Annotated in this window: 14 protein-coding genes; 10 read left to right on the top strand and 4 right to left on the bottom strand. The window is 62.0% G+C overall.

All coding sequences use genetic code 11. From position 1 onward, the window contains the following. Positions 1–2: 2 nt before the first annotated feature. Genes dpdH through ACYVDO_RS14390 form a run of 5 tightly spaced genes read left to right on the top strand, consistent with a single transcriptional unit; the run spans position 3 to position 10,576 of the window. A complete protein-coding gene (dpdH, locus tag ACYVDO_RS14410; protein ID WP_460937071.1) occupies positions 3–3,026 on the top strand; it encodes a protein DpdH in 3,024 nt (1,007 codons plus the stop codon). A gap of 2 nt (positions 3,027–3,028) precedes the next feature. Continuing rightward, a complete protein-coding gene (locus ACYVDO_RS14405; RefSeq protein ID WP_460937069.1) occupies positions 3,029–3,709 on the top strand; it encodes a hypothetical protein in 681 nt (226 codons plus the stop codon). Further along, positions 3,706–8,094, top strand: a complete 4,389-nt coding sequence (gene dpdJ / locus ACYVDO_RS14400) for a protein DpdJ (protein ID WP_460937067.1) — start codon at positions 3,706–3,708, stop codon at positions 8,092–8,094. The genes ACYVDO_RS14405 and dpdJ overlap by 4 nt, the downstream gene beginning before the upstream one ends. Further along, positions 8,091–8,609 (top strand): phospholipase D-like domain-containing protein DpdK, encoded by a 519-nt coding sequence (gene dpdK / locus ACYVDO_RS14395; protein ID WP_460937065.1) that lies wholly within the window; start codon positions 8,091–8,093, stop codon positions 8,607–8,609. The genes dpdJ and dpdK overlap by 4 nt, the downstream gene beginning before the upstream one ends. After that, positions 8,606–10,576: a hypothetical protein gene (locus ACYVDO_RS14390; RefSeq protein ID WP_460937063.1), complete on the top strand. Its 1,971-nt coding sequence runs from the start codon at positions 8,606–8,608 to the stop codon at positions 10,574–10,576. The genes dpdK and ACYVDO_RS14390 overlap by 4 nt, the downstream gene beginning before the upstream one ends. A 4-nt stretch (positions 10,577–10,580) precedes the next feature. Here the strand turns inward: ACYVDO_RS14390 and dbpB (ACYVDO_RS14385) are convergent, their stop codons facing one another. The 4 genes from dbpB (ACYVDO_RS14385) to ACYVDO_RS14370 are packed head-to-tail and all read right to left on the bottom strand — an operon-like array spanning position 10,581 to position 14,943. After that, positions 10,581–11,693, bottom strand: coding sequence for a DGQHR domain-containing protein DpdB (dbpB, locus tag ACYVDO_RS14385; protein ID WP_460937061.1), 1,113 nt, complete (start codon positions 11,691–11,693; stop codon positions 10,581–10,583). 3 nt (positions 11,694–11,696) lie between these two features. Next, the gene (dpdA, locus tag ACYVDO_RS14380; protein WP_460937059.1) at positions 11,697–12,926 is read right to left on the bottom strand and encodes a tRNA-guanine transglycosylase DpdA; all 1,230 of its coding nucleotides are present in this window, start codon (positions 12,924–12,926) and stop codon (positions 11,697–11,699) included. Further along, a complete protein-coding gene (gene dbpB, locus ACYVDO_RS14375) occupies positions 12,923–14,056 on the bottom strand; it encodes a DGQHR domain-containing protein DpdB (protein ID WP_460937057.1) in 1,134 nt (377 codons plus the stop codon). Before dbpB (ACYVDO_RS14375) ends, dpdA begins: the two co-directional genes overlap by 4 nt. Then, positions 14,053–14,943, bottom strand: a complete 891-nt coding sequence (locus ACYVDO_RS14370; protein WP_460937055.1) for a hypothetical protein — start codon at positions 14,941–14,943, stop codon at positions 14,053–14,055. Before ACYVDO_RS14370 ends, dbpB (ACYVDO_RS14375) begins: the two co-directional genes overlap by 4 nt. Before the next feature lie 117 nt (positions 14,944–15,060). On the opposite strand from ACYVDO_RS14370, the gene queC reads away from it, so the two are divergent. From queC to ACYVDO_RS14345, 5 genes are all read left to right on the top strand, one after another. Then, entirely contained in the window at positions 15,061–15,750 is a 690-nt protein-coding gene (gene queC, locus ACYVDO_RS14365) for a 7-cyano-7-deazaguanine synthase QueC (RefSeq protein ID WP_460937052.1), read from the top strand. A gap of 1 nt (position 15,751) precedes the next feature. Beyond that, the gene (queE, locus tag ACYVDO_RS14360) at positions 15,752–16,387 is read left to right on the top strand and encodes a 7-carboxy-7-deazaguanine synthase (protein WP_460937050.1); all 636 of its coding nucleotides are present in this window, start codon (positions 15,752–15,754) and stop codon (positions 16,385–16,387) included. Beyond that, positions 16,384–16,758 (top strand): 6-carboxytetrahydropterin synthase QueD, encoded by a 375-nt coding sequence (queD, locus tag ACYVDO_RS14355; RefSeq protein WP_460937048.1) that lies wholly within the window; start codon positions 16,384–16,386, stop codon positions 16,756–16,758. Before queE ends, queD begins: the two co-directional genes overlap by 4 nt. Next, positions 16,755–17,348, top strand: coding sequence for a VUT family protein (locus ACYVDO_RS14350; protein ID WP_460937044.1), 594 nt, complete (start codon positions 16,755–16,757; stop codon positions 17,346–17,348). Before queD ends, ACYVDO_RS14350 begins: the two co-directional genes overlap by 4 nt. Before the next feature lie 302 nt (positions 17,349–17,650). Beyond that, positions 17,651–19,654, top strand: coding sequence for an ATP-binding protein (locus ACYVDO_RS14345; protein ID WP_460937042.1), 2,004 nt, complete (start codon positions 17,651–17,653; stop codon positions 19,652–19,654). Positions 19,655–19,799: the final 145 nt, after the last annotated feature.

Raw genomic sequence — 19,799 nt, 5'->3', positions numbered from 1 at the left:
CCATGAGCACCCAGGCCAATTTCGTATGCTGGACCAGCGCGGATGTCACTGCGACCATCCCGACCGAGGCGGCCACGCCGTCCGCCGAGGTTCTTCTCGCCACGCATGCACCTCTCCGCATCAGTCGGCGCGGCGCCAAAGGCCGACACGCCGAATTGGAGATTGTCGACGAGCAGCAGGTACTGGAGGAATTCCTCACCAGCGAGCCAACGAACGGCGTCCTTGTTGCCCCCGTGCTCGGAGAGTCCGGAACCGGGAAGTCGCATCTGGTGCGATGGGTCGAGGCCAAGCTCGACCCCAACAAGCCGGGGCGGCACGTCATCTACCTACGCAAGACCGACACGAGTCTGAAGAACGTCGTCGAGCAGCTCCTGGTCGGCCAGCAGGGGCCCAAGTTCGACGAAATCCGAACCAAGCTGGACTCGCTCGGCAGCGGCGTCACCCAGGAGACCATGGAGGGCCGCATCCTCGACTCGCTCGCCGAGGCCCTCGAGCAGCATGAAGCATCCGGTCCTGCCAGGGCACTGGTTGGCCCCGACGGACTAGCCGTGTTCTTCCGCGACCCCTTGTTCCGCAATCACCTTCGCCGGGAAGGGTCTTTCGTCCAGCGGCGGGCGCAGCACGCACTTCGAGGGCGGGACGCCGACGAGCCCGATATCCCTCTAGAGTTCACAGCCGATCAACTGCCGCTGGACATCGTCGACTTCGCCGACATCGCGGACGCCGCCGCGGCAACGCGCAAGATCTTCACCAGGCTGGCGACCAGCCCGCAACTGCAGGCTCAGGCGGTCGCGATGATTAACGATCTCCTACACGTCGCCGTGACTCGCGCGGTGGGCCTCAGCGTCGGCGACGTGGCACAGGCGTTCCTGCAGATGCGCGCGAACCTCGTCGAGGACGAGATCGTCCTGCTTATCGAGGATGTGGCGCTCATCCAGGGGGTGCGGCGCGACCTGCTTGACGCGATCGTCGAACCCGGGGTCGACAAGGGTGTTCGGAAGTACGCGACGATCCGCACGATGATGGCGGTCACCTCGGGTTACTACAACGAGACTTTGCCTGAGACCTTCCGCTACCGCGCCGAGGCGACCGGGCCGCGTTACGTCGTCGACGTCGACCTGGCGAGCAAGGCGGCCGACGACGGGTTGTTCATCGACTTCGTGGGTCGCTATCTGAACGCCGCGCGGGTCGGCAAGCAGGAGTTGGAGCAGGCGGCGCCCCGAGTGCCCAATGCGTGCGCCACTTGCGACTTCCGGCCCTCATGCCACGAGAACTTCGGAGAGTCCAGCGACGGGTACGGGCTTTACCCTTACAACCGGCCGGCCATCCTGCGGGCGATCCAGACCTTGGCGGACCGCGCTGGGAACACTCGAACGTTCAATCCGCGGCGGTTGCTCGCTAGGGCCGTCCGAGACACCCTCGGCGACGACCAGTCCTTGATCACCTCGGGCCAGTTCCCGCCGGCAGACTTCCTGTCCGGTCCGGGCGAATCGGGCCTCCCGACCTTGTCGCTCGGAGTCCGAGCCCGCATAGAAGAGCACTACGGTGAGGCCGGCTCCGGTCGTCTGCAGACGTTGCTTACGTTCTGGGGCGACACGGGGCACAGCCCGATTCTGCCTGGAGTGCTGACCGCCTTTTCACACGATCCGATTCCGGAGTCGGTCTTCGACGACGAAGCCGCCCCTGGTCTGGATACGCCTGACCAGCCGGGTCCGGCAACGACCCTGCCGAGAGCTCTGATCGCCAAACTCGACGCGATCGACAAGTGGTCCGACGGCGCCACTTTGGCACCGGCGATCGCAGGCGAGTTGCGAAGCACGGTACGCGAAGCTCTACTCGCACGGCTTGACTGGTTCGACCCGGTTATCAAGGATCCGAACGCCGAGACCCTAAAGAAGGCCGTGCCCACAAACGCCGCAGGGATCTCGATCGAAGGCGCCACCGAGAACATCCAGAACGCGAACCCGGTGCTAGTCGTCCCCCGCAGTGCCCGGATGGGGCAGATGTTCAGCGGTCTGGTGCTCCTGAATGCTGGGATGCCTGAGCGAGCCGGCGAAGCGCTGCCGCGACTGGACGCTCTGGTGGCACCGGCCGTGGACGAGCTTCGAGAGCGGGTCGTCAATGTCCTGGAGATCGACGATGCTTCGCTCACCGAGGCTGCGGCGTCGTTACTCGCCGGTGCGGCGCGTTGCGGCAGGGTGCCAGACGCGCCGAAGGACGTCGACCTGCTCAACGCGATCCTCTGGGCGGATACCAGCCAGGACCGGGCTGACGCGGCCGTGCGTCGTCCAGAGTGGATGATCGCGTACCAGAACTACGTGAACTCTCGAGTCGTGGTCGTCGACCGCCTCTTGGCAGGTGTATCTGCAGCACAGGGGACCGGTGGAGTGCACGCGCTTGACGTGAACCGGCTGCTTCCGCTGGTGAGAGCCGCGTGGAAGAAGGTCAAGGCGGGGGAGACCCTGGTCCTGCCGCACTGGTGCAAGAGCGCTGATCTGCACGCCAACGCCCTCGCGCGCGCGGCCGGCCCACAGATCACTCACTGGAAGGATCTCATCGCCCGAATACGCGAGCACGTGCCAGACGGAGTCAGCTACCTGGAGACGGTGGACGCCGTCATCGAGGCCACCAAGGCCGGCGGTGAGCTCGGGCTGGTTAAGGTGAGCAACCTGCCTGAGTTGGCGGGCATCAACGAAGCCGCCCGTCAGTTGAACGCGAACTCCATCGTCGCGGTTGAGAAGGTGCTGGCCGCTATCGAGAAAGCAGAAGGCGAGGCTCGGTTGGCTCTGGTCGGCAGCGATGTGGGCGCGGATCTCGACCGCATCGTCGCTTTCCTCGAATCGTCGGCCGCGTGGGTGGCCGCAGGTCTCGCCCAAGCGGAGGCTGAGGGTGACGTCACCACTGATCTGGACGCCAGTCTGGGCGCGGCTGTGGACACGTGGTTCGAGATCCTGGACGACTTCGTCCCGGATGGCTCGCCGGCGCCGACACCCGTGGGTTCGTATCAGGACGAGGAGGTGAAGTGATCATGGCTCAAGAGAAGGGCCTGCGCCACGACGCGAAGCGACTGACTACGAAGGCGCGTGTCAAGCGGGACAACGCCGCCGGCATCCAAGCAGACGCCCAGTTCTCAACCGCCTTGAACAGGCTCACTACCCAGTTCTTGGATCTCCGGTCACAGTTGGCGAACCGCAAGGCCCTGACGACAGTAGGGATTCCGATCGGGCCGGCGCCAGACCTGACCAAGTCGGCCGAGCGACTTCGCGATCAAGTTGCTGAGTACGGGCGCCCGACCCCGCAATTCATGAACAGTCGGTCCGCCGACCTCGCGGGGCTCGTCAAGGCGCTGCAAGTCCTCACCGACGAAGCTTGGAAGGCATGGGCGAGCGCTCAAGTCGGTGCTTTGACTGCGGACCCGGAGCTTGTCAAGGGTCCGCGTGGTCAAGTGGTGAAAGAGAAGATCGCCGGCCTCTCACAGGTAGCAGGTAGGCCGTTCAATGCCACCGACTTCACTTTGTTCAAACTTGGTGTAGCCCAGGCTCACGACCTGATCCGTGAACTCAGTGACCCGACCCGTCCAGAAGAAGTCCTCGCCCGAATCAACGAGGGGCGCGGCAGCCTCACCTTCGCCGACCTCACTGATGAGGAGATCGATGCCTTGCGCAACTCGACGGAGCACGGACGAAGGGTGAGGCTGAGTGCCCGGTGAGTGACGACCGTTGGGCCGGGCTTCCGGAACTGCTCTCCCGCCTCGAAGACCTCGAACTGCACCTGCTCTCTTGGGGGGTCGTTGACGGCCACCTCAGCCGTGACGAGGTAGATCGTGCGATCGACGAGCAACTGAACGACGACGCCAGTCGTGAGCCGGACCTCGTCGTGCCGACGGTGGATGAGTACCGGGAACATCTGGTCGAGAGGGGCCTGCTGCACGAGATCCCAGGGACGGACCACTACCGGACCAGGCTTGCGGAGACGCTGCGACTGCTGCGCACGCTGCGGCAGTTGTGGCCTCCTGCGGACGAGTCGCGACCGGGGTGGTGGCGGTCCTACAACACGCTCGTCTCCGACTACCGGCTGCGCGTGTCCCCCCGGCGGTACCCAAGGCGCTCCATTCCCGTCGCGACGGTCATCCAGGAACTTAGTACGCTCGGCGCCTGGTCAGAGGCCAAGGCCAGCGTGGTGCGCCGGATGATCGGTGAAGACCAGTTGGCCCGCTTTCAGGTCGATGCCACTCGGAGCATCCTCAGTTCGTTGGCCGACCCGCAACCGTCCGCGACGATCGTGACCGCCGGGACCGGTTCCGGCAAAACCCGAGCGTTCTACCTGCCAGCACTCATCGACATCGCCGCCCGGGTGGATGAGAAGCGGGTGGGGCCGCACACGCTGGCGCTCTACCCGCGGAACGAACTCCTCCGCGACCAGGCGCGTGAGGCGGTAAGGGTCATCGAATCGATCGGCCCACTGGCCGGAGGGGCGTCACGGCCTGGGCGGGTCGCGATGCTGTATGGCAACACGCCGACCGAAAAGGAACTCGAGGGCAGGAAGGACACCAAGCGATGGCGACGGACGAGTTCGGGTTGGGAAACGCCATACTTCCCCTGCCTTGACGACCAGTGCATGGCCGCACTCGTCTGGACCGATGACGACCGTGCGCAGAGGATCGAGCGGTTGACCTGTCCGAAGTGCGGCGCCGTGACCCAGGCGGCCGTGCTTGCGTTGACACGCGAATCCATCAAGGACGATCCGCCGGACATCTTGTTCAGTTCGACCGAGATGCTCAGCAAGCACTCCACAAACGCCACCTTGGGTCCGGTGCTCGGTTGGAAGGGCGCGAACGGCATCCGACTTGTGCTGCTCGACGAGGTGCACACATACACAGGGGTCGCAGGGGCCCAGGTCGCGCTGATGCTGCGACGCTGGCGGCACGCCAATCGACGGACGGGCACGCCCAGTCCGGTCTTCGTCGGTCTATCCGCCACCCTGCGCGACGCCGGTGATTTCATGTCCACGCTCACCGGTGTGGACCGCGCACAGGTGGAGGCGGTTGCGCCAGCCAGCACGGACATGGTCCCGACAAGTCGTGAGTATGGACTAGTGCTTCGCGGCGACCCCGTGTCGGGAGCCTCACTCCTATCAACCACCATCCAAACGGCGATGCTGGTCTCCCGGATCTTGGACAACCGGGCCGGGATCTTCGGGTCGGTCACCTTCGCGTTCACCGACGACCTCGACGTGATCAATCGCCTGCACGACAGCCTCCACGACGCAGAAGGACACGATCCCTACGGGATGGCCCGCGGCCGTGTCCTCGCAGATTTGCGTTCGCCGGCCAATGAGCAAGCCGGCGCGCGCTATCCGGAAGGACAGTCCTGGGACCTCCCGCGGAAAATCGACCGGATGGACAGGCAGATGCGGGTCGCCCGGACCAGTTCTCAGGACGCCGGCGTGGATGCGACTGCGGACATTATTGTCGCCACGTCATCGCTCGAGGTGGGGTTCAATTACCCCCGGGTCGGGGCCGTGATCCAGCACAAGGCACCCCGTGACATGGCTTCGTTCCTGCAGCGTCGCGGTCGTGCTGGCCGGAAACTGGCGATGCGTCCGATTACCGCGGTCGTGTTGTCTGACTACGGCCGGGACCGAATCACTTATCAGTCCTATGAAAGGCTGCTCGATCCAGAGATCACCGTGCGCTCGCTCCCCATTGGCAACCGGTTCGTCCTCAAGATTCAGGCGACCCATGCCCTGCTCGATTGGATCTCTCGGCGTACGGGCATAAACGCGCGCTGGGTGCTCAGTTCGCCCGGAGATCCGTGGCAGCCGCGGCCGCGAACGGAAGAGGTCGCCACCTTGCTCGCTCAACTGCTCCGCGACGCCAACCTGCAACGTGAGTTGAGTATCCACCTGCGCTGGGCACTGCAGGTAACTGAGGATGAGGCTACCGCCGCCCTCTGGGATGAACCACGCTCGATCATGTTGTCGGTCGTGCCGACGGCCCTACGACGACTCGAGTCTCAGTGGAAGCCGATGGCAGATTCCGACCCGGGGGCTGAAAGTAGCGACCCGTTGCCGGAGTTCATGACGGGAGCGCTGTTTGGCGCACTGAACACCCCGGATGTGACTTTCTTCCTGCCATTCAAGGACAGCGACCTTCAAACAATGCCGATTTTTCAGGCGCTGAGGGAGGCGGTTCCCGGGCGGGTGAGTCGCCGTTATGGGCACGCCCGGGCGGATCACGCCACTTGGCTTCCAGTGCCGGAGAATGGCGACAACCTGGCATTGACCGACATCGTCGCTAGGGGACATAACCTCGGTACCTGGAGAGTCAAGGACGAGCAGTACACGGTGGTCCGGCCCTTCGCGCTGAAGTTGAGCAAACCACCAAGGGCTGTGGCTACGTCCTCACAGTCGTATCCAGTCTGGCGCTCCGCGTTCGAATACCAGTCGGCAGACCTGCTGGAAGGCGACGTCCCACATCCGTCCGTGTGGTCTAAGTTCATCGATCGCATCGGTTTCACCCTGCACGTCTCCGGCGCAGCCATGCGCGTGCGCCGACTCGCGATCGGTGCCGACGGGGAATTGCTGATCAACGAGGACAAGCGGTTCCAGCGTCGTCCCGTTTCGGTGAGGTATGCCCACGCCGGCGAGCCTGCAGCGCTCGGATATGAACTCGATGTGGATGGCCTCGTCGTCAGTGGCAACCTCGACCAGGTTGGGGCTGATCTCGGGGCGTTCGCCTCAAGTCCGGCTTGGCGCACAGCCGCGTTCCGTCAGGCAGTGCTGGAGGACGCAAGGCTGAATGGAGTTGCCAACTCTTTCCAGCGCTCCTGGCTGGTGGAGGTGTATAGGCACGCACACGTGAACTTGGGCCTGGGCGACGGTGATGTAAGAGACATTCCTCTGGCGCTGGCCGGTGGTCGTTGGGCCGATGACATGACCGCATTCCTGGCTGCTTCCTACAGAGATGACGAGGGTGATATTGAGGGCGGGCGACTGTTGCAGACGTTGCGTGACCTCGCCGGCGACGCGACAATTCGCGCAGTCATCGAAGAACATGGCCGGCTCTTGGTGCACCCTGATCCTGCCGCCCTTACGGCGGATCTCCTCGACCGGGTGTTCGTAGACACGCTTGGCTGCGCGTTGCTCACAGCCGTTCAAGAGTGCGTGCCTGACGCGCAGGAGAACGACCTCGTGGTGGATGCTGAACTTGACGGCGCAACCCGCCGCTTCCAGATCTTCATCACTGAGACGTCGATCGGTGGCCTTGGCCTTGTCGAGGCTCTGCATCGCGACTATGCGCAGGACCCGCGGGTCTTCTGGGAGGCAGTCGGCCGGGCCTGCTCTCCCACCGAGTCCGAAGAGGTAGACCTCGCGCTGCAAGCACTCCTGGCGGACTTAGTGAGCCCAAAGTCTGTATTTGGGCCGGCGGTTCACGCCTTTCGCAATGCCACGGATGTGGGAGGTATGGACGCCGCCCTGGACTCCTTGGTCGACCAATGGACAGAAGTGGATGGTCCGCCGTCACACCTGCTCGTTTCCAACTTCGCCGCTCGCATGCTTCGTCCCGGATCGAGTCTCGTCATCGATCAGGTGGTGGCGAAGTTGGCGGCCGGTTGGGTAGAGACCGAATCTCGTCTTGGCGTGGAGATCGATGCCCGTACACTCGTACATCATGCTGCGGCCGGCCGACTGGGCTTCAGCCTCGGGCCTCTGACGCCTGACATGGCATTCTCAATGCTCTGGTTGCGAGGCGCCCCTGCGCGGGCTCAGCGATTAGAGCACTGGCATGCCTTCCGCAGCAACGTCCTGGTGGACCGCCTCATCATGTCAGCCGCGTTGGACGAGAGCCTTTCGGTCGTCAACGTGACCAAGCCTCAATGGCTAAACGACTACATTGCCGGGGTTGAGCGAGACGGTCGTGCGGTGCTTGAGGCTCCGTACCGTGATCGACAGGCCCTCGCGCAGGCGCTTCGCGACGTTGCGGTCACCGCAATTGACCGCAACGCTCTCCGGGTATACGGCAGGGTCACGGCGTTGAACCAGAGTCGAGGCCACCTGACGGCAACGATCTCGTTGGCCGAGGAGTTGCAATGAGCGGATCGCGCAAAGTGCGCACACGTCCGCGCAATGGACTCGCGATCGGTGATCTGCTGACCTCCGCGCTCCTGTCTGAACTTTGCCACCCGAGCGACGAGTTATGGATCGTCAGCGGTTGGATTACGGACATCCCAGTTCTAAGCAACAAACACGGTCAGTATGACGCCGTCCTCGGTTCCGTGGCGCGATCGAGCCTCCTACTCACCGACGTGTTGGCCGAACTCGCTGTCCGAGGCACCCAACTCCACGTCGCCTTGCGTTCTGTCGAGCACAACTCCCGTTTCCGCGACCGGCTACGGGACCGCGTGCGCCGGGACCGATTGAGTTTCTATAAGAGTGTCGACCTTCACGAGAAGATCCTGGTTGGCGAGGACTGGGTAATGAAGGGCTCAATGAACTTCACGTGGAACGGAGTGCAACAGAACGAAGAGAGCATCGACTTCTCATATGACAAAGCCATAGCCTCCTTCGAGCGCCTCGAGTTGCGCACCCGGTGGATCGGCGCCCAATGATCACGGCGGACGAGTTTCTGACCCGATTCTTTGGTGAGGGCAACGGTATTTGGCCGAACCTTGACCAGCGCAGTCCTGCAGCCCTCGCCCTGGCGCCGTTCCTACAGGCACTGGCATATCCGGGGGAGTGCCCAGTCATTCTGCCTAGACGCCGACCCGTGGGCTTGCAGAGCGAGATCTACGTAATCGGACGGGACACGGCTCACGCCGGACGAATCCGTGCCCTACTTGAGGCGTGCGTCGCACACCACTGGGTCACCTTTGACGGACGCGTCGCAGTCCTCGATCCGAACGATCCGGTGGACCAGGCCGTCCTTGACTTCCGTGGCCCTGGTACCACCTACGTGCTGAAGCCAGTCAACCGCGCGCAGGCCCTTGGCACGCAACGGGCACTACGCCGACTGGTTGACACCTTGGCTGGCCGGCCGTTGCGGACCCCGACCGCCGTGCGGCCCGTTGGGCGGATGCTCCGCGAGTTCGACCTCGCTTTGTCCGCGGGCGCGGTGGAAGCGTCAGCATCGCTGCTCAGCGAGATCGAGAGTCGTGGCGGGATCTCACACGAGAACATCGCCTTCCTCCGGGTTAGACGACTATCTCGATTGGGACGCGACGACGAACTCCTTGCCGACGGATCGCTGCGGTCGCTGGTTTATACCGAGCCGCCATTTTTGGTCCGGGAGGCAGTACTCGGTGCCTGGGCGCGAAGGATGATCCTGCCGGCGCTTGCGAACGACGGCATCCCGGCCGCACTCGCGGCGATTGCCGACAGTCCGGCCGACATCGCGATGCTTGTCGACGTAGGCATGCTGCGCACCCAGTATGACGACGTGGCGGCCGTCTGTGCGCTGGTCGCGAGCGCACGAGGTGACCAGGTTCTCCTTGCGGACTTCGCCGAAACCCATGTCCTTCCCGAACTGTTGGCGTCGTTGCCTTTGGCGGAGTCCCCGTCCGAGTCCGGGCCTGAGTCTGGCCTTCGGGCCGAGTCCGTGCCGGTGAACGAGCGCGACGTGGAGCAGGAGTACGAGCCATTCTTGGCTCCGTCATCTTGGCTGGAGTGGGTCGGGTCATTGGGCGTCGAAACTGACGCTGCCGTGGATTCCAATATCGCCGTATCTTGGGCACCAGCTTGGACCGCCGACGTTGAACTGGCGGCCGCAATCGACTCGCTTCCGGCATTCGCCGAGGAGGACTTGCTCACCGGAGTTGCAGCCTTCTTGGAGACTGATGATCCCGATCATGCGGCGATGCACACCGCGGCGTCCTTGATCACTCGGTACTTGGTTTCCGAACGGTTCGAACCGGCCCAACTGGCGGCACTGTCCGCACTGCTGCAGATATTCGTCAGAGGGGCGCCTCCTCGAGACCTATACAACAACGTCCTGCAGGACATCCGCGTGTACGCCAATCAGTGGGTGTCGGTTACCAACGCAATCCGTGCTATCGACATTGCGGACGCAGTTGCATGTGGTCCGGCAACGAGTAACGAACGGGAGAACTTCGTTGCAGCGCTACTCGGGCCCCTTAGCCGGCAACGGTCTCGACTTCCAGCGTCCATGCGTGCATTGGCTGCCTTGGTGGCCGACGATCTTCGCCTCGAACTGGACTGGGAGGTGCCCTACGAGGGCGATGCGGTTGGCGTTATTGAGACGACTTCAGCACTCGAGGCGCGGATTCTTCTATACAGCCTAGATTCCGGAACCCTTGACCGCACGAAGGCTGCTGTCGCTGTGCAGTGGCCTAATGCACATGTAGAGATTTGTGCCGAAAAGGTCGGTAGTCCCACGCTGAGGCAGCATGCGCACAACGCCGACGTCATTGTGTTCGCCACAAGGCGCGCGACTCATGCCGCAACGACGTTCATCTCGAGTAACGCGCGGGAAGATTCTCTCATCGCCTACGCCGACGGGTCAGGCTCCGCCTCGATGTTACGTGCCGTTGAGTCGGCCTTGGGGGAATGGCACGACTAGTCGGCTATGCCAGTGCGCGCAGCAGATGGTTCGTCAGTAGCCGAATATCGCTGGGAGTGTTCTGCAAGCCGTTCCAGCGACGCTGTTCGCCGCTCCCGAAATCCCAAATACCATCGGTCCATGCGCACACATCTCGAAGACGCGCCAACTTCTTAGCCAGATCTAGAGCTGGGAGTTCCGGTGCGGGAACGCCGTCGGTGAGGTGATCCATCACATAGCCCAAGGACTGAATGCCAACACCGTGACTAAGACGGGATCGTCGCGGAGGCAAACCCCAAGCGTCGGGAAAGACAGCCTTCACTGCGGACCAAAAGAACTTCAGATGTAGGAGCATTTGCTCCTCGTCGCCCGATCCATCTCGCGGGTCGCGATATTGGTACAGTGCCCCCTCGTATAGAGAATTCTCGATCATCTTCAGGACGCTGTTGTCCTTGATGTAACCGTCCGGGGTGGTGGGCGTGGCAATCAATCCTTCGAAGGGACTGTCATTGTCCATCAACGTGCCACGGTCATTGTTCAGACGGATCATCAGTGTCGCAGGGAGTTGCTTACGCGCATATTGGGCGGGGAGTTGGCCCACCGTGTCCGGCAGCAGTTCGTGGATGAGGCCCTTCGGCAAGGGTTTGGTGTTGTTCACCAGAATGAACTGACTCCGCTGCTCCTCTTGGCCGGCCGCGATGAAACCGACAGCAGCCACCGGGAACTCAGCCAAGTCTGCATCGCGAATAGCCGCGCTTCGCTGTTGCCCATCCACCAACCAGGCTGGCTTATCGTTCTCACTCAACGACTCATCGATGGGAATGAAAAGTTCTCCCACGGTGCTGTAGTCGACATTACTGCGACCGCGGCCCTCTTTGAACGAAACCCTCTCGTCGAACGCCAAGACAACGGCGTTTGGCAGCATCGCGCCGTCAGATTCCAGGTAACGCCGAATAGCTTTGATGTGGCTCAGGACTTCCGGGCGCTGGTATCCGCGAAGACCGTCGTCTTCTCTTTGTACTCGTGACACCGTGGCGAAGTCATGAATGCGCTTGCCGTCTATGCCGAAGCAATAGATGTGGTGGGCACCTTGACGGATGCGAACTGCCGGTACGCGGAGAGTGTATTGATCGGCCACGGGCTAGATCCCTTTCGGATGGTGAGTCTTGAGGCCGTCCATCTTGGTGGCCAGCACTGACAGGTTGTGAAACCCCCGTCGCTTGTTGCGCTCGGTTCCGCGGAAGATCGCAATCTCGATGCCGTGCTCACCACAGAGACCGCACTTGCAGGACTTCCAGGGTCGGGCTTCGAGGATCCGACGGTAGGCGTCCACATAGCTCTTCTTGCTACGGCATACCTGCTCATAGGCAGCGAGGGCCCCCAACACCTCCTCAACGCCGACGGCGTTCTGGTCGTATGCCCTCAGAAGGGTCAGGCACTCCCGTTCCGCGGCTACGGCCTCCCGTTGAGAGACCACACCGCCCAGGATGTTGCGCTTGAGGGCCGGGTTGCCCTCCACTTGTGGAACGCGGATGGCCACATAGTCTGCGTCGTGCGTGTGGTAGTTCCGGCGGTCGTCCATGAAAGACTGACGGAACGCTGAGGTGCTGTCGAAGCTCGTTACACCGTAATCGGCGAACTCATCCATGGACTCCACCCGCGTGATGCCGAAGAGGTGTAGTTCAGTCTCCGGCTTGAGCAGAGGGGCGATGGCTTCGAGACACGCCAGGATCTCGCGTGTCTTCAGTGGAACCATGCCCCCCAGAGCAACGCGCTGGTATCCGAGATCCTGTAGAGAGCGGACGCTGTCCGCGTAACTCGCGGGACTCCATCCCTGGGCGACCCCCACCGGCACCAATGATGATCCGCGCTGCTCGAGTTCTTGCATGAAATCGGCGGCAAGGCGGAGAGTCAGATGCCGCCGTTCTGCCCACTCTGTGTGGACAGTCGCCTCCGTGGCCTCCGCTTCGTAGCCGAAAATGACGTGGTCGACGCTGGCGCCAGCGTCGAACCCGCACCCCTCGTAGAAGTCGAGCGTCTCCCCAACCGAGACGGGAGGAACTCGTTCTTCTACGTAGTTGAACGCACCGTTGTCACCAAGAGTCTGAATGTGTGGAGGCAAGCGGAAGAACTGCCGAACGCCGAGGCGGTAAAGGCGAGCGCGTTGGGACTCGCTGTACTTGCCCGAGCCTCGCACAGACCCATCAACGATCGCCTTGCTGACGAGAATCCCGTGATAGGGCACCCGCTCAAGAACTTCGTGCGCGTAGAGATCGTCGCGTTGACGGACGCGAAGCGGTGAGTACTCGTCGCGGGCGAAGTCGTAGGTAGGGCTGACGAGATCCTGGCTGTCCGGAAAGTAGAACTTCATCGTGCGGCAGACCTCGAAGCGATGTACTCGCGGACCAATAGATTTGAAAGGGCACTGATGTGCCGGGGCGTGTTCTGAATCTCGTTCCATGGCAGACCTAGTTGCTGCCAGGTGCCCTGGGTCCAATGGCAGTCCGGCGCAATACGAGCCAGTTCGGCCATCGTTTCCGTGTGGGCCGAGGGGGACTCCACGTCGACGTGTGCCATAACGCGCTCCATCAGTCGTCCCATGGCCCGGATGCCCGCCCCGCCCATGAGACGTGACTTCTGGGGTGGCAGTCCCCAAGCCTCGGGAAACGTGTCGTGGACCGCGGTCCAGTAGGTAAGCAGCAGTTTTCGGATCCCCTCGGTGTCGGTGGTGCCTGCCGCAATGTTGCGATAAGGGAAGAGAACGCCTGACGGCGACTCGAGGGACTCCTTGAGTGCCTCCACCAGGCTTGTGTCCGTGACGACAGCCTTCGAGCGGTCGTCAGGATCGGTAGACGCTCGTTTGACCAGTCCGAAGAACGGTGAGGTGGGATCTAGATTGAGCATGTCAACAAGGGCTGAGGGCAGGCGCCGAGCACTCAGTCGAGCCGACGGCGCCGCGATGATCTCTGGTAGGAGTTCGGTCACGAGGTTCACGGGCAATGGCGAGACCGTGTTCACACGCAGGAACTGTTCCCTTTGCACGTCGAGGCTTGGTGCAACGAAGCCTGCAACAGGGACCGGCAGTCGGCGGTTCTTGGTCTGTGCCAGGGCCAGACTGCGCTGCTGACCGTCAACGATCCAAGCCGGTCGCGGCTCGTCAGGCCCGCCCGCCAGGGGGATCTCCAGCGTTCCGGAGGTCGCTAGGCCGTCACTGACTGACGGTCCACGACTTGACCGGAAGCGGACCGTGTCGGGGAGGGCAAGGATCAGTCCATTTGGAAAGAGTGCGTTGCCCGAGTTCAGGTACTCGAGAATCTGCTTGACGTGCTGGCGCTTTTCGGGGCGCTGATAGCCGATCAGTTTGCCCGCCTCATCGCGCGAGATGCGCGCGACATCGGCTACCAAGTCGATCTCCTCAGCAGCCAAAGCAAACAGGTAAAGCGGCATGTCGTCGTTCTGCAGAACGCGCAGTGCCTTCCGTTCGAGGAAGGGCCGGGTCATGGGGTCACCGCCGAGTTGAAGAGGGCACGGAATCGCTTCTGCTCGCAGGCCTGTCCAGCATCGCGAAGGTTTCGCAGAGCCACGGTCTGTGAGATGTCAGGGTTTCGTCGCCTCAAGTCGCGAACGTATGCAGTGACCTGCGCATCGCTCATGCGTGAGCGATCATATCTTTCCAGGCGGCGAACGTTCGCGGACCATTCAGCCCAGGTACGCTTACGATTGACGGACGTGAGTTCGGGCCCGTCCAGTCCTTCGAGCCAAGCCCGGGCCATTCGAGCGTTGAGGCTGGAGGCTGTTCCTCCGAGCGCCGCGCGGAGGCCAAGGTCAGCCGGCATCCGCTTCAAGCCGGCAATGTCGCGGTGACCGCCCACAAGTAGGTAATCGCCTGAGTGCTCGCCCAAGGCCACAAGGTCAGGCTCCATCGCTCGCGCGTAGCTCTCTGAGAGAACGATCAAGGTCGACGACTCCGCCACGTCTGCAAGCCTGAGGCCTGCCCTAACGCCAAAGGCGCTCCACCACATCTGTGCCTCGGCGCCCGATCGCCCCACCGAGTCAGGCGCATTCATCGCGAATGTCGCGCCATAGGCGGGCGCCTCGAAGTCGCTGGGCCGCAGGCCAAGACCGGCCGAGGCGACAAACAGCGACGGGTCGAAGCCGGCTTGACGCGCGGCGCCGACGAGAGTCCGGCACTGAGCCCAAGTCTCGCCGGCGTACAGAGTCTCCAACGGACGCTTGTCCACAGCGGCGTCGATCCGCTGGCGCCAGATGTCGTGACGCTCTGCCAGACTGACGCAAGGCAGGTCGCGCAGCAGGTGCTGAGGCTGCGGTCGAAGCGATTTCCGATCCGTGCAGGGCACCACGATCGTTAGTTTCCGCACCCTCTTCACCTCCCAGGTCTCCAGTAACTGTCGGAGTGTCGCAGCTACTGTAGCGTGTAGTTACTGCCCTAGTCTGGAACGCGTCGGAGGTTGTGGACATCTTCGACAGAGCACTCGGAGGAACCCATGTCACGTCCCGCGATCGTGCTGCTAAGTGGCGGTCTCGACTCCACCACCGTCCTGGCGATGGCCAAGGAGCAGGGGTTCGAGCCGTACGCGCTCAGCTTCCGGTACGGGCAGCGGCACAGCATCGAGCTCGAGGCTGCCGCGCGCGTCGCGAGGGCGCAGGGCGTCGCTCGTCACGTGGTGGCTGACATCGACTTGCGGGTCTTCGGAGGCTCCGCGCTCACATCAGCTACTGAGGTGCCCAAGCATGCTTCGGTCGACGAGGTGGCTGAGGACATCCCCGTGACCTATGTGCCTGCTCGCAACACGATTTTCTTGTCGTTTGCGCTTGCATACGCAGAGACCGTCGGCGCAAGCGACATCTTCCTTGGTGTCAGCGCGCTGGACTACTCGGGTTACCCCGACTGTCGTCCCGAGTACATCGCCGCCTTCGAGGAGATGGCTAATCTCGCGACCCGCGCCGGTGTTGAGGGTGCGCGGACGACCATCCACACCCCGTTGATCAACCTCACTAAGGGTGAGACGGTCCGGCGCGGCCTCGAACTCGGCGTGGACTACTCCCTGACGAGTTCCTGCTATGACCCCGACGAGATGGGTCGACCCTGCGGTCACTGCGACAGTTGCCTGCTGCGGCTCAGGGGCTTCTCTGAAGCAGGCACAGACGACCCACTGATGTATCGGGACGCCTGACATGGCCTACAAGATCAAGGAGATCTTCTACACGCTTCAGGGTGAGGGTGCCCACGCTGGGCGCCCGGCGGTCTTCTGCAGGTTCGCCCTATGCAACTTGTGGACCGGACTGGAGAAGGATCGTCGCCGCGCGATCTGTCAATTTTGCGACACCGATTTCGTCGGAACAGATGGACCCGGCGGCGGACGCTTTGCCACGGCCGGCGAGCTTGCATCTGCGGTGGAGGGTCTCTGGCCGACTGATTCACGAGAGAACCGCATGGTGGTCTGCACCGGGGGGGAGCCGCTGCTGCAGTTGGACGAGAATGCAATCGACGCCCTCCACGAGCGTGGCTTCTATGTTGCGGTGGAGACAAACGGCACGAGGCAGGTACCTCGCGGAGTCGATTGGCTCTGTGTCAGCCCCAAGATCGGTTCGGATCTCGTCGTCGATGGGGGTGACGAGCTCAAGTTGGTTTACCCACAGGGTGGAGTTGACCCGGAGCAGTTCGAGCACCTCGATTTCAGTGCCTTTCGGCTGCAACCAATGGACGATCCGCGTCGGCTGACGAACACAGCAGCGGCCGTCGAGTACTGCCTGAAGAACCCCAAGTGGCAACTGAGCCTTCAAACCCACAAGTATCTAGGGATCCCGTGAGCACGACTACTGAGATCTTCCGCGAGTTCACCTTCGAGGCCGCCCACAGGCTGCCGAACGTCCCCGAGGGTCATAAGTGCGCCAGGCTTCACGGACACTCCTATCGAGTCGCTCTGCACGTGGTGGGGCCCGTTGGGCAGGAAACCGGTTGGGTGCAGGACTTCGGAGATCTGAAAGCGGCGTTCAAGCCACTGGAGGACCAACTCGATCATCACTACCTCAACGAGGTCGATGGCCTCGAGAACCCCACCAGCGAGGTTCTCGCCAAGTGGATTTGGGACAAGGTCACCGACGACCTTCCGGGATTGGCTGAGGTCTGGGTCCGCGAAACCTGCACCTCCGGCACCATCTACCGAGGAGAGTCCAAATGAGCACTGCCGTAGACGCCCCGCCGCGTCAGCCAGAGGTTGGGTGGGGGTCGAGAATGCCTCTGTTCTTGGCTGGCGCTTGTTACGTGGCAGCAGTCGTGCTCGCAAATGTCGTCACTGAGCGTCTTGGTCTTGTGTCCGTGGGATTCGGCCTGCTCGTCACGGCAGGAACCTATGCAGCTGGCTTCGCACTCTTGGCTCGCGACTTCGTGCACCGCTACGGCGGTCGCCGTTCGGCTCTAGCCGCTATCGCTGTGGGCGGCGTCCTCTCATGGCTGTTCTCCTCGCCAGCCATAGCGTTGGCGTCGACTGTTGCTTTCGTGAGCGCCGAGTTGGTCGACCTTGCGGTCTACGAACCGATCCGGCGGACGAAGGGGTTTATCCGCGGCGCTTTGGCGTCCAACATCGTGTCCGCACCTATCGACACGCTGGTATTCCTGTCACTCGCTGGGTTCCCTCTAACGGTGGAGACCGTCACTGGTCAGTTCGTGGGAAAGGTGCTTTGGGCCACGGTTGCTCCCTTGACCATCTACTGGCTCATTAGACGATTCCGAGGTGAAAGAAGGTCCGAGGTCAATTCCGCGAAGGCCTGATGGCCACGCGGTCCCTCTATAGATCTTGCGCCGTTCTGCTCGATCGTTCCTCTTCCGTGGCGATTTGCTTCTATCAGATAGCACCTTGGTGGGTTCGAGCGACCCTGCGGCCCGGCTGTCAAAGCGGGAGTTGGGATGTAGTGCGACATGGCTCCGTTGCCCGTGTCGTCATCGTCGGGCCGCGAACCTCTTAGTCACGCGCGCCTCGGTCGTGCGAGCCGGAGTCACCGGACCCGTCCCAGGGAGGCGGCAGATATGCAGAATCTGTACCAAATAGGCGTCGTCCACCCTAGGCTGACGCCATGCCGGAACCATCATCCGAACTCGTCGACCTGCTCACAGACAGTGCCGAGGCGAGCCACGAAGACAAGCTCTACGAACTAGTAAACACGATCTCGAACATCGTTAGTAGTTACGACGACCCATACGATGCCTTCGCGGAGTTAGTCCAGAACGGACTTGACGCGGTGGCCGCCCGTGCCGAACTGGAAGGCGCCTCGTTCCAGCCACGCCTCAGAGTCGAAGTTGACATCGATGCCCGCAAGTTGGTTGTGCGGGACAACGGAACTGGAATCCAGTGGGAGCATCGCAGGGCCGCCGTGCGTCCAAACTATTCGCTTAAGCGTCGTCTGGGGCAACGTTCGTCTCGCGGTGAAAAGGGTGCTGCCCTCGCCTTTCTTCAGTTCGGCCACGCCGAGTTCGCCCTGGAGACTCGAAGCCAAGACGAGCACGGTTGGTCGTATCGCGTTAGTGAGGGACGCAATTGGTTTGAGGAGACAGTACGCCTTCTCGAGGACGATCGCCCCTTCGAGCAAAAGAGAGCAGACTTTCCGACGTCGGATTTCGACCTCTCGGAGGTTTCTGAAACACAGTTCGAGACCGAGGTGGGAACCTCGGCGACTGTGGTATTTCCGGACGACCGTTTGCGCGACCTGCTCGGCGAGGATCAAGCCGTGGCCTTCCAGCGTCTTGAGTACATCCTTCGCACCAGGACTGGGATCGGGTTCATGATCCCTGACGGAGATAGGGATGAACTCACCGGTTGGCAAGCCACGCTGAGGATAGAAATCAAGAACGGGACTCAAGAGCGGACCCTTACCCCTGGCTTTCTGTATCCACACGAACTCGCGAAGCGGAACGGTCCTCGTAAGTCCTCGCTGCTCACGTCTGGATCTGTGAACAACGAATTGCTCTACGAGTGGTTCGACAAAAAGTGGATCAAAAAATACTTGCCGAGAATTGCCGGAAGCGCTCGCCACATGGCAGTGATCGACCGCTTTGAGGTGTGCGGGTACGTAGCCTATGCGCACAGAAACAACTGGTATGAAGAGGTGACTCAGTGTCACTTGAGTCTTCCCGAGGACTCGGAGGATAGTGCACTCGCGGAGGCGCTTATCCAAGTCAACGGTGGGTTCTTGGTGGCGGTGCGAGACTTTCCGACCGGCCGCAGAAAGAGTTTCCTGCATCGATCCGGAGCCGAGCACAAGAGTCGCACCTTCGTTTGTCTGAACCTTTCTGGTGACTATAAGCCCGACTATGGCCGCAAGAATCTCTCGGCCGAGGCGCACGCTCTCGTCTTGGATATATGCAAGGATCTCATTTCCTTCGCGGCAGGGAAGTCTGCCCAATTGTATCGGAGCAAATCTCAATCAACGCATTCAGCAAAGGACAAGGCGGGCGCCGAGGAGGCGTTGAAAGAGAATGCGAGATTGTTGAAGGGCCGGGGTCTCCTGGTTGTCTCGGGGGAGTCGACTCTGCGGCGTGCCCCGGCAACCGAGACCGAAGTGGTAGCAGAGTTTCTCAAACTTGTGGCTATGGATGCGCTACCTGGCTTCCAGGTATACGGGCTCCTTGCGCGGGGAATGCTGGACGGCTACTTCGACTATGCCCTGCCGGTAGGCAAGGGGGCGTACGACCCGACCGTGAACCCTCTGGGTGTCGGATTCCCTGAAGGGATGGCCGTGAGTTTCGAAGGGCAATGGATGGAATTCAAGATCACTTCCGACGCACTGACGGATGACTTCAAACGAAAACCTGGCGAGGCTGGGAAGAAGTACTTCGGTTTGGTCGATCTTTTGGTGTGTGAGTCCGTTGACTCGGCGACTGACGACTTCGATATCTTGGCACTCGACGAAGAGAATTACGACCAACGCAAGTTCTTTGGCGTGACCCATCTGCTTCGCAGTGCGGGAAACGACGAGCATCAAGTTCAGGTCATTTGCCTCCGGACCGTACGCGAGATCCTGACGGGTCAGGGCTTGGAGGACGTGGAACTTCGCAACGTGGAACCGGTCGAAGAAGGCTAGTAGCGACACTCTCCGCGCCCTCCGAGGCCGATTGTCTCGGAGGGCGTGGAAAGCGAGTAGGTGCTCACCGACTCAGCAGGATGGCGACTCCGAGGAGCGTCACAATCTTTGGTGATCGACGATGTGGCTGGTCCGGGGCCTCCTT

The organism is Phycicoccus ginsengisoli (genome assembly GCF_054779295.1).
Note: the sequence above shows the minus strand (reverse complement) of the source record. Positions and strands in the feature narration are given on the sequence as shown.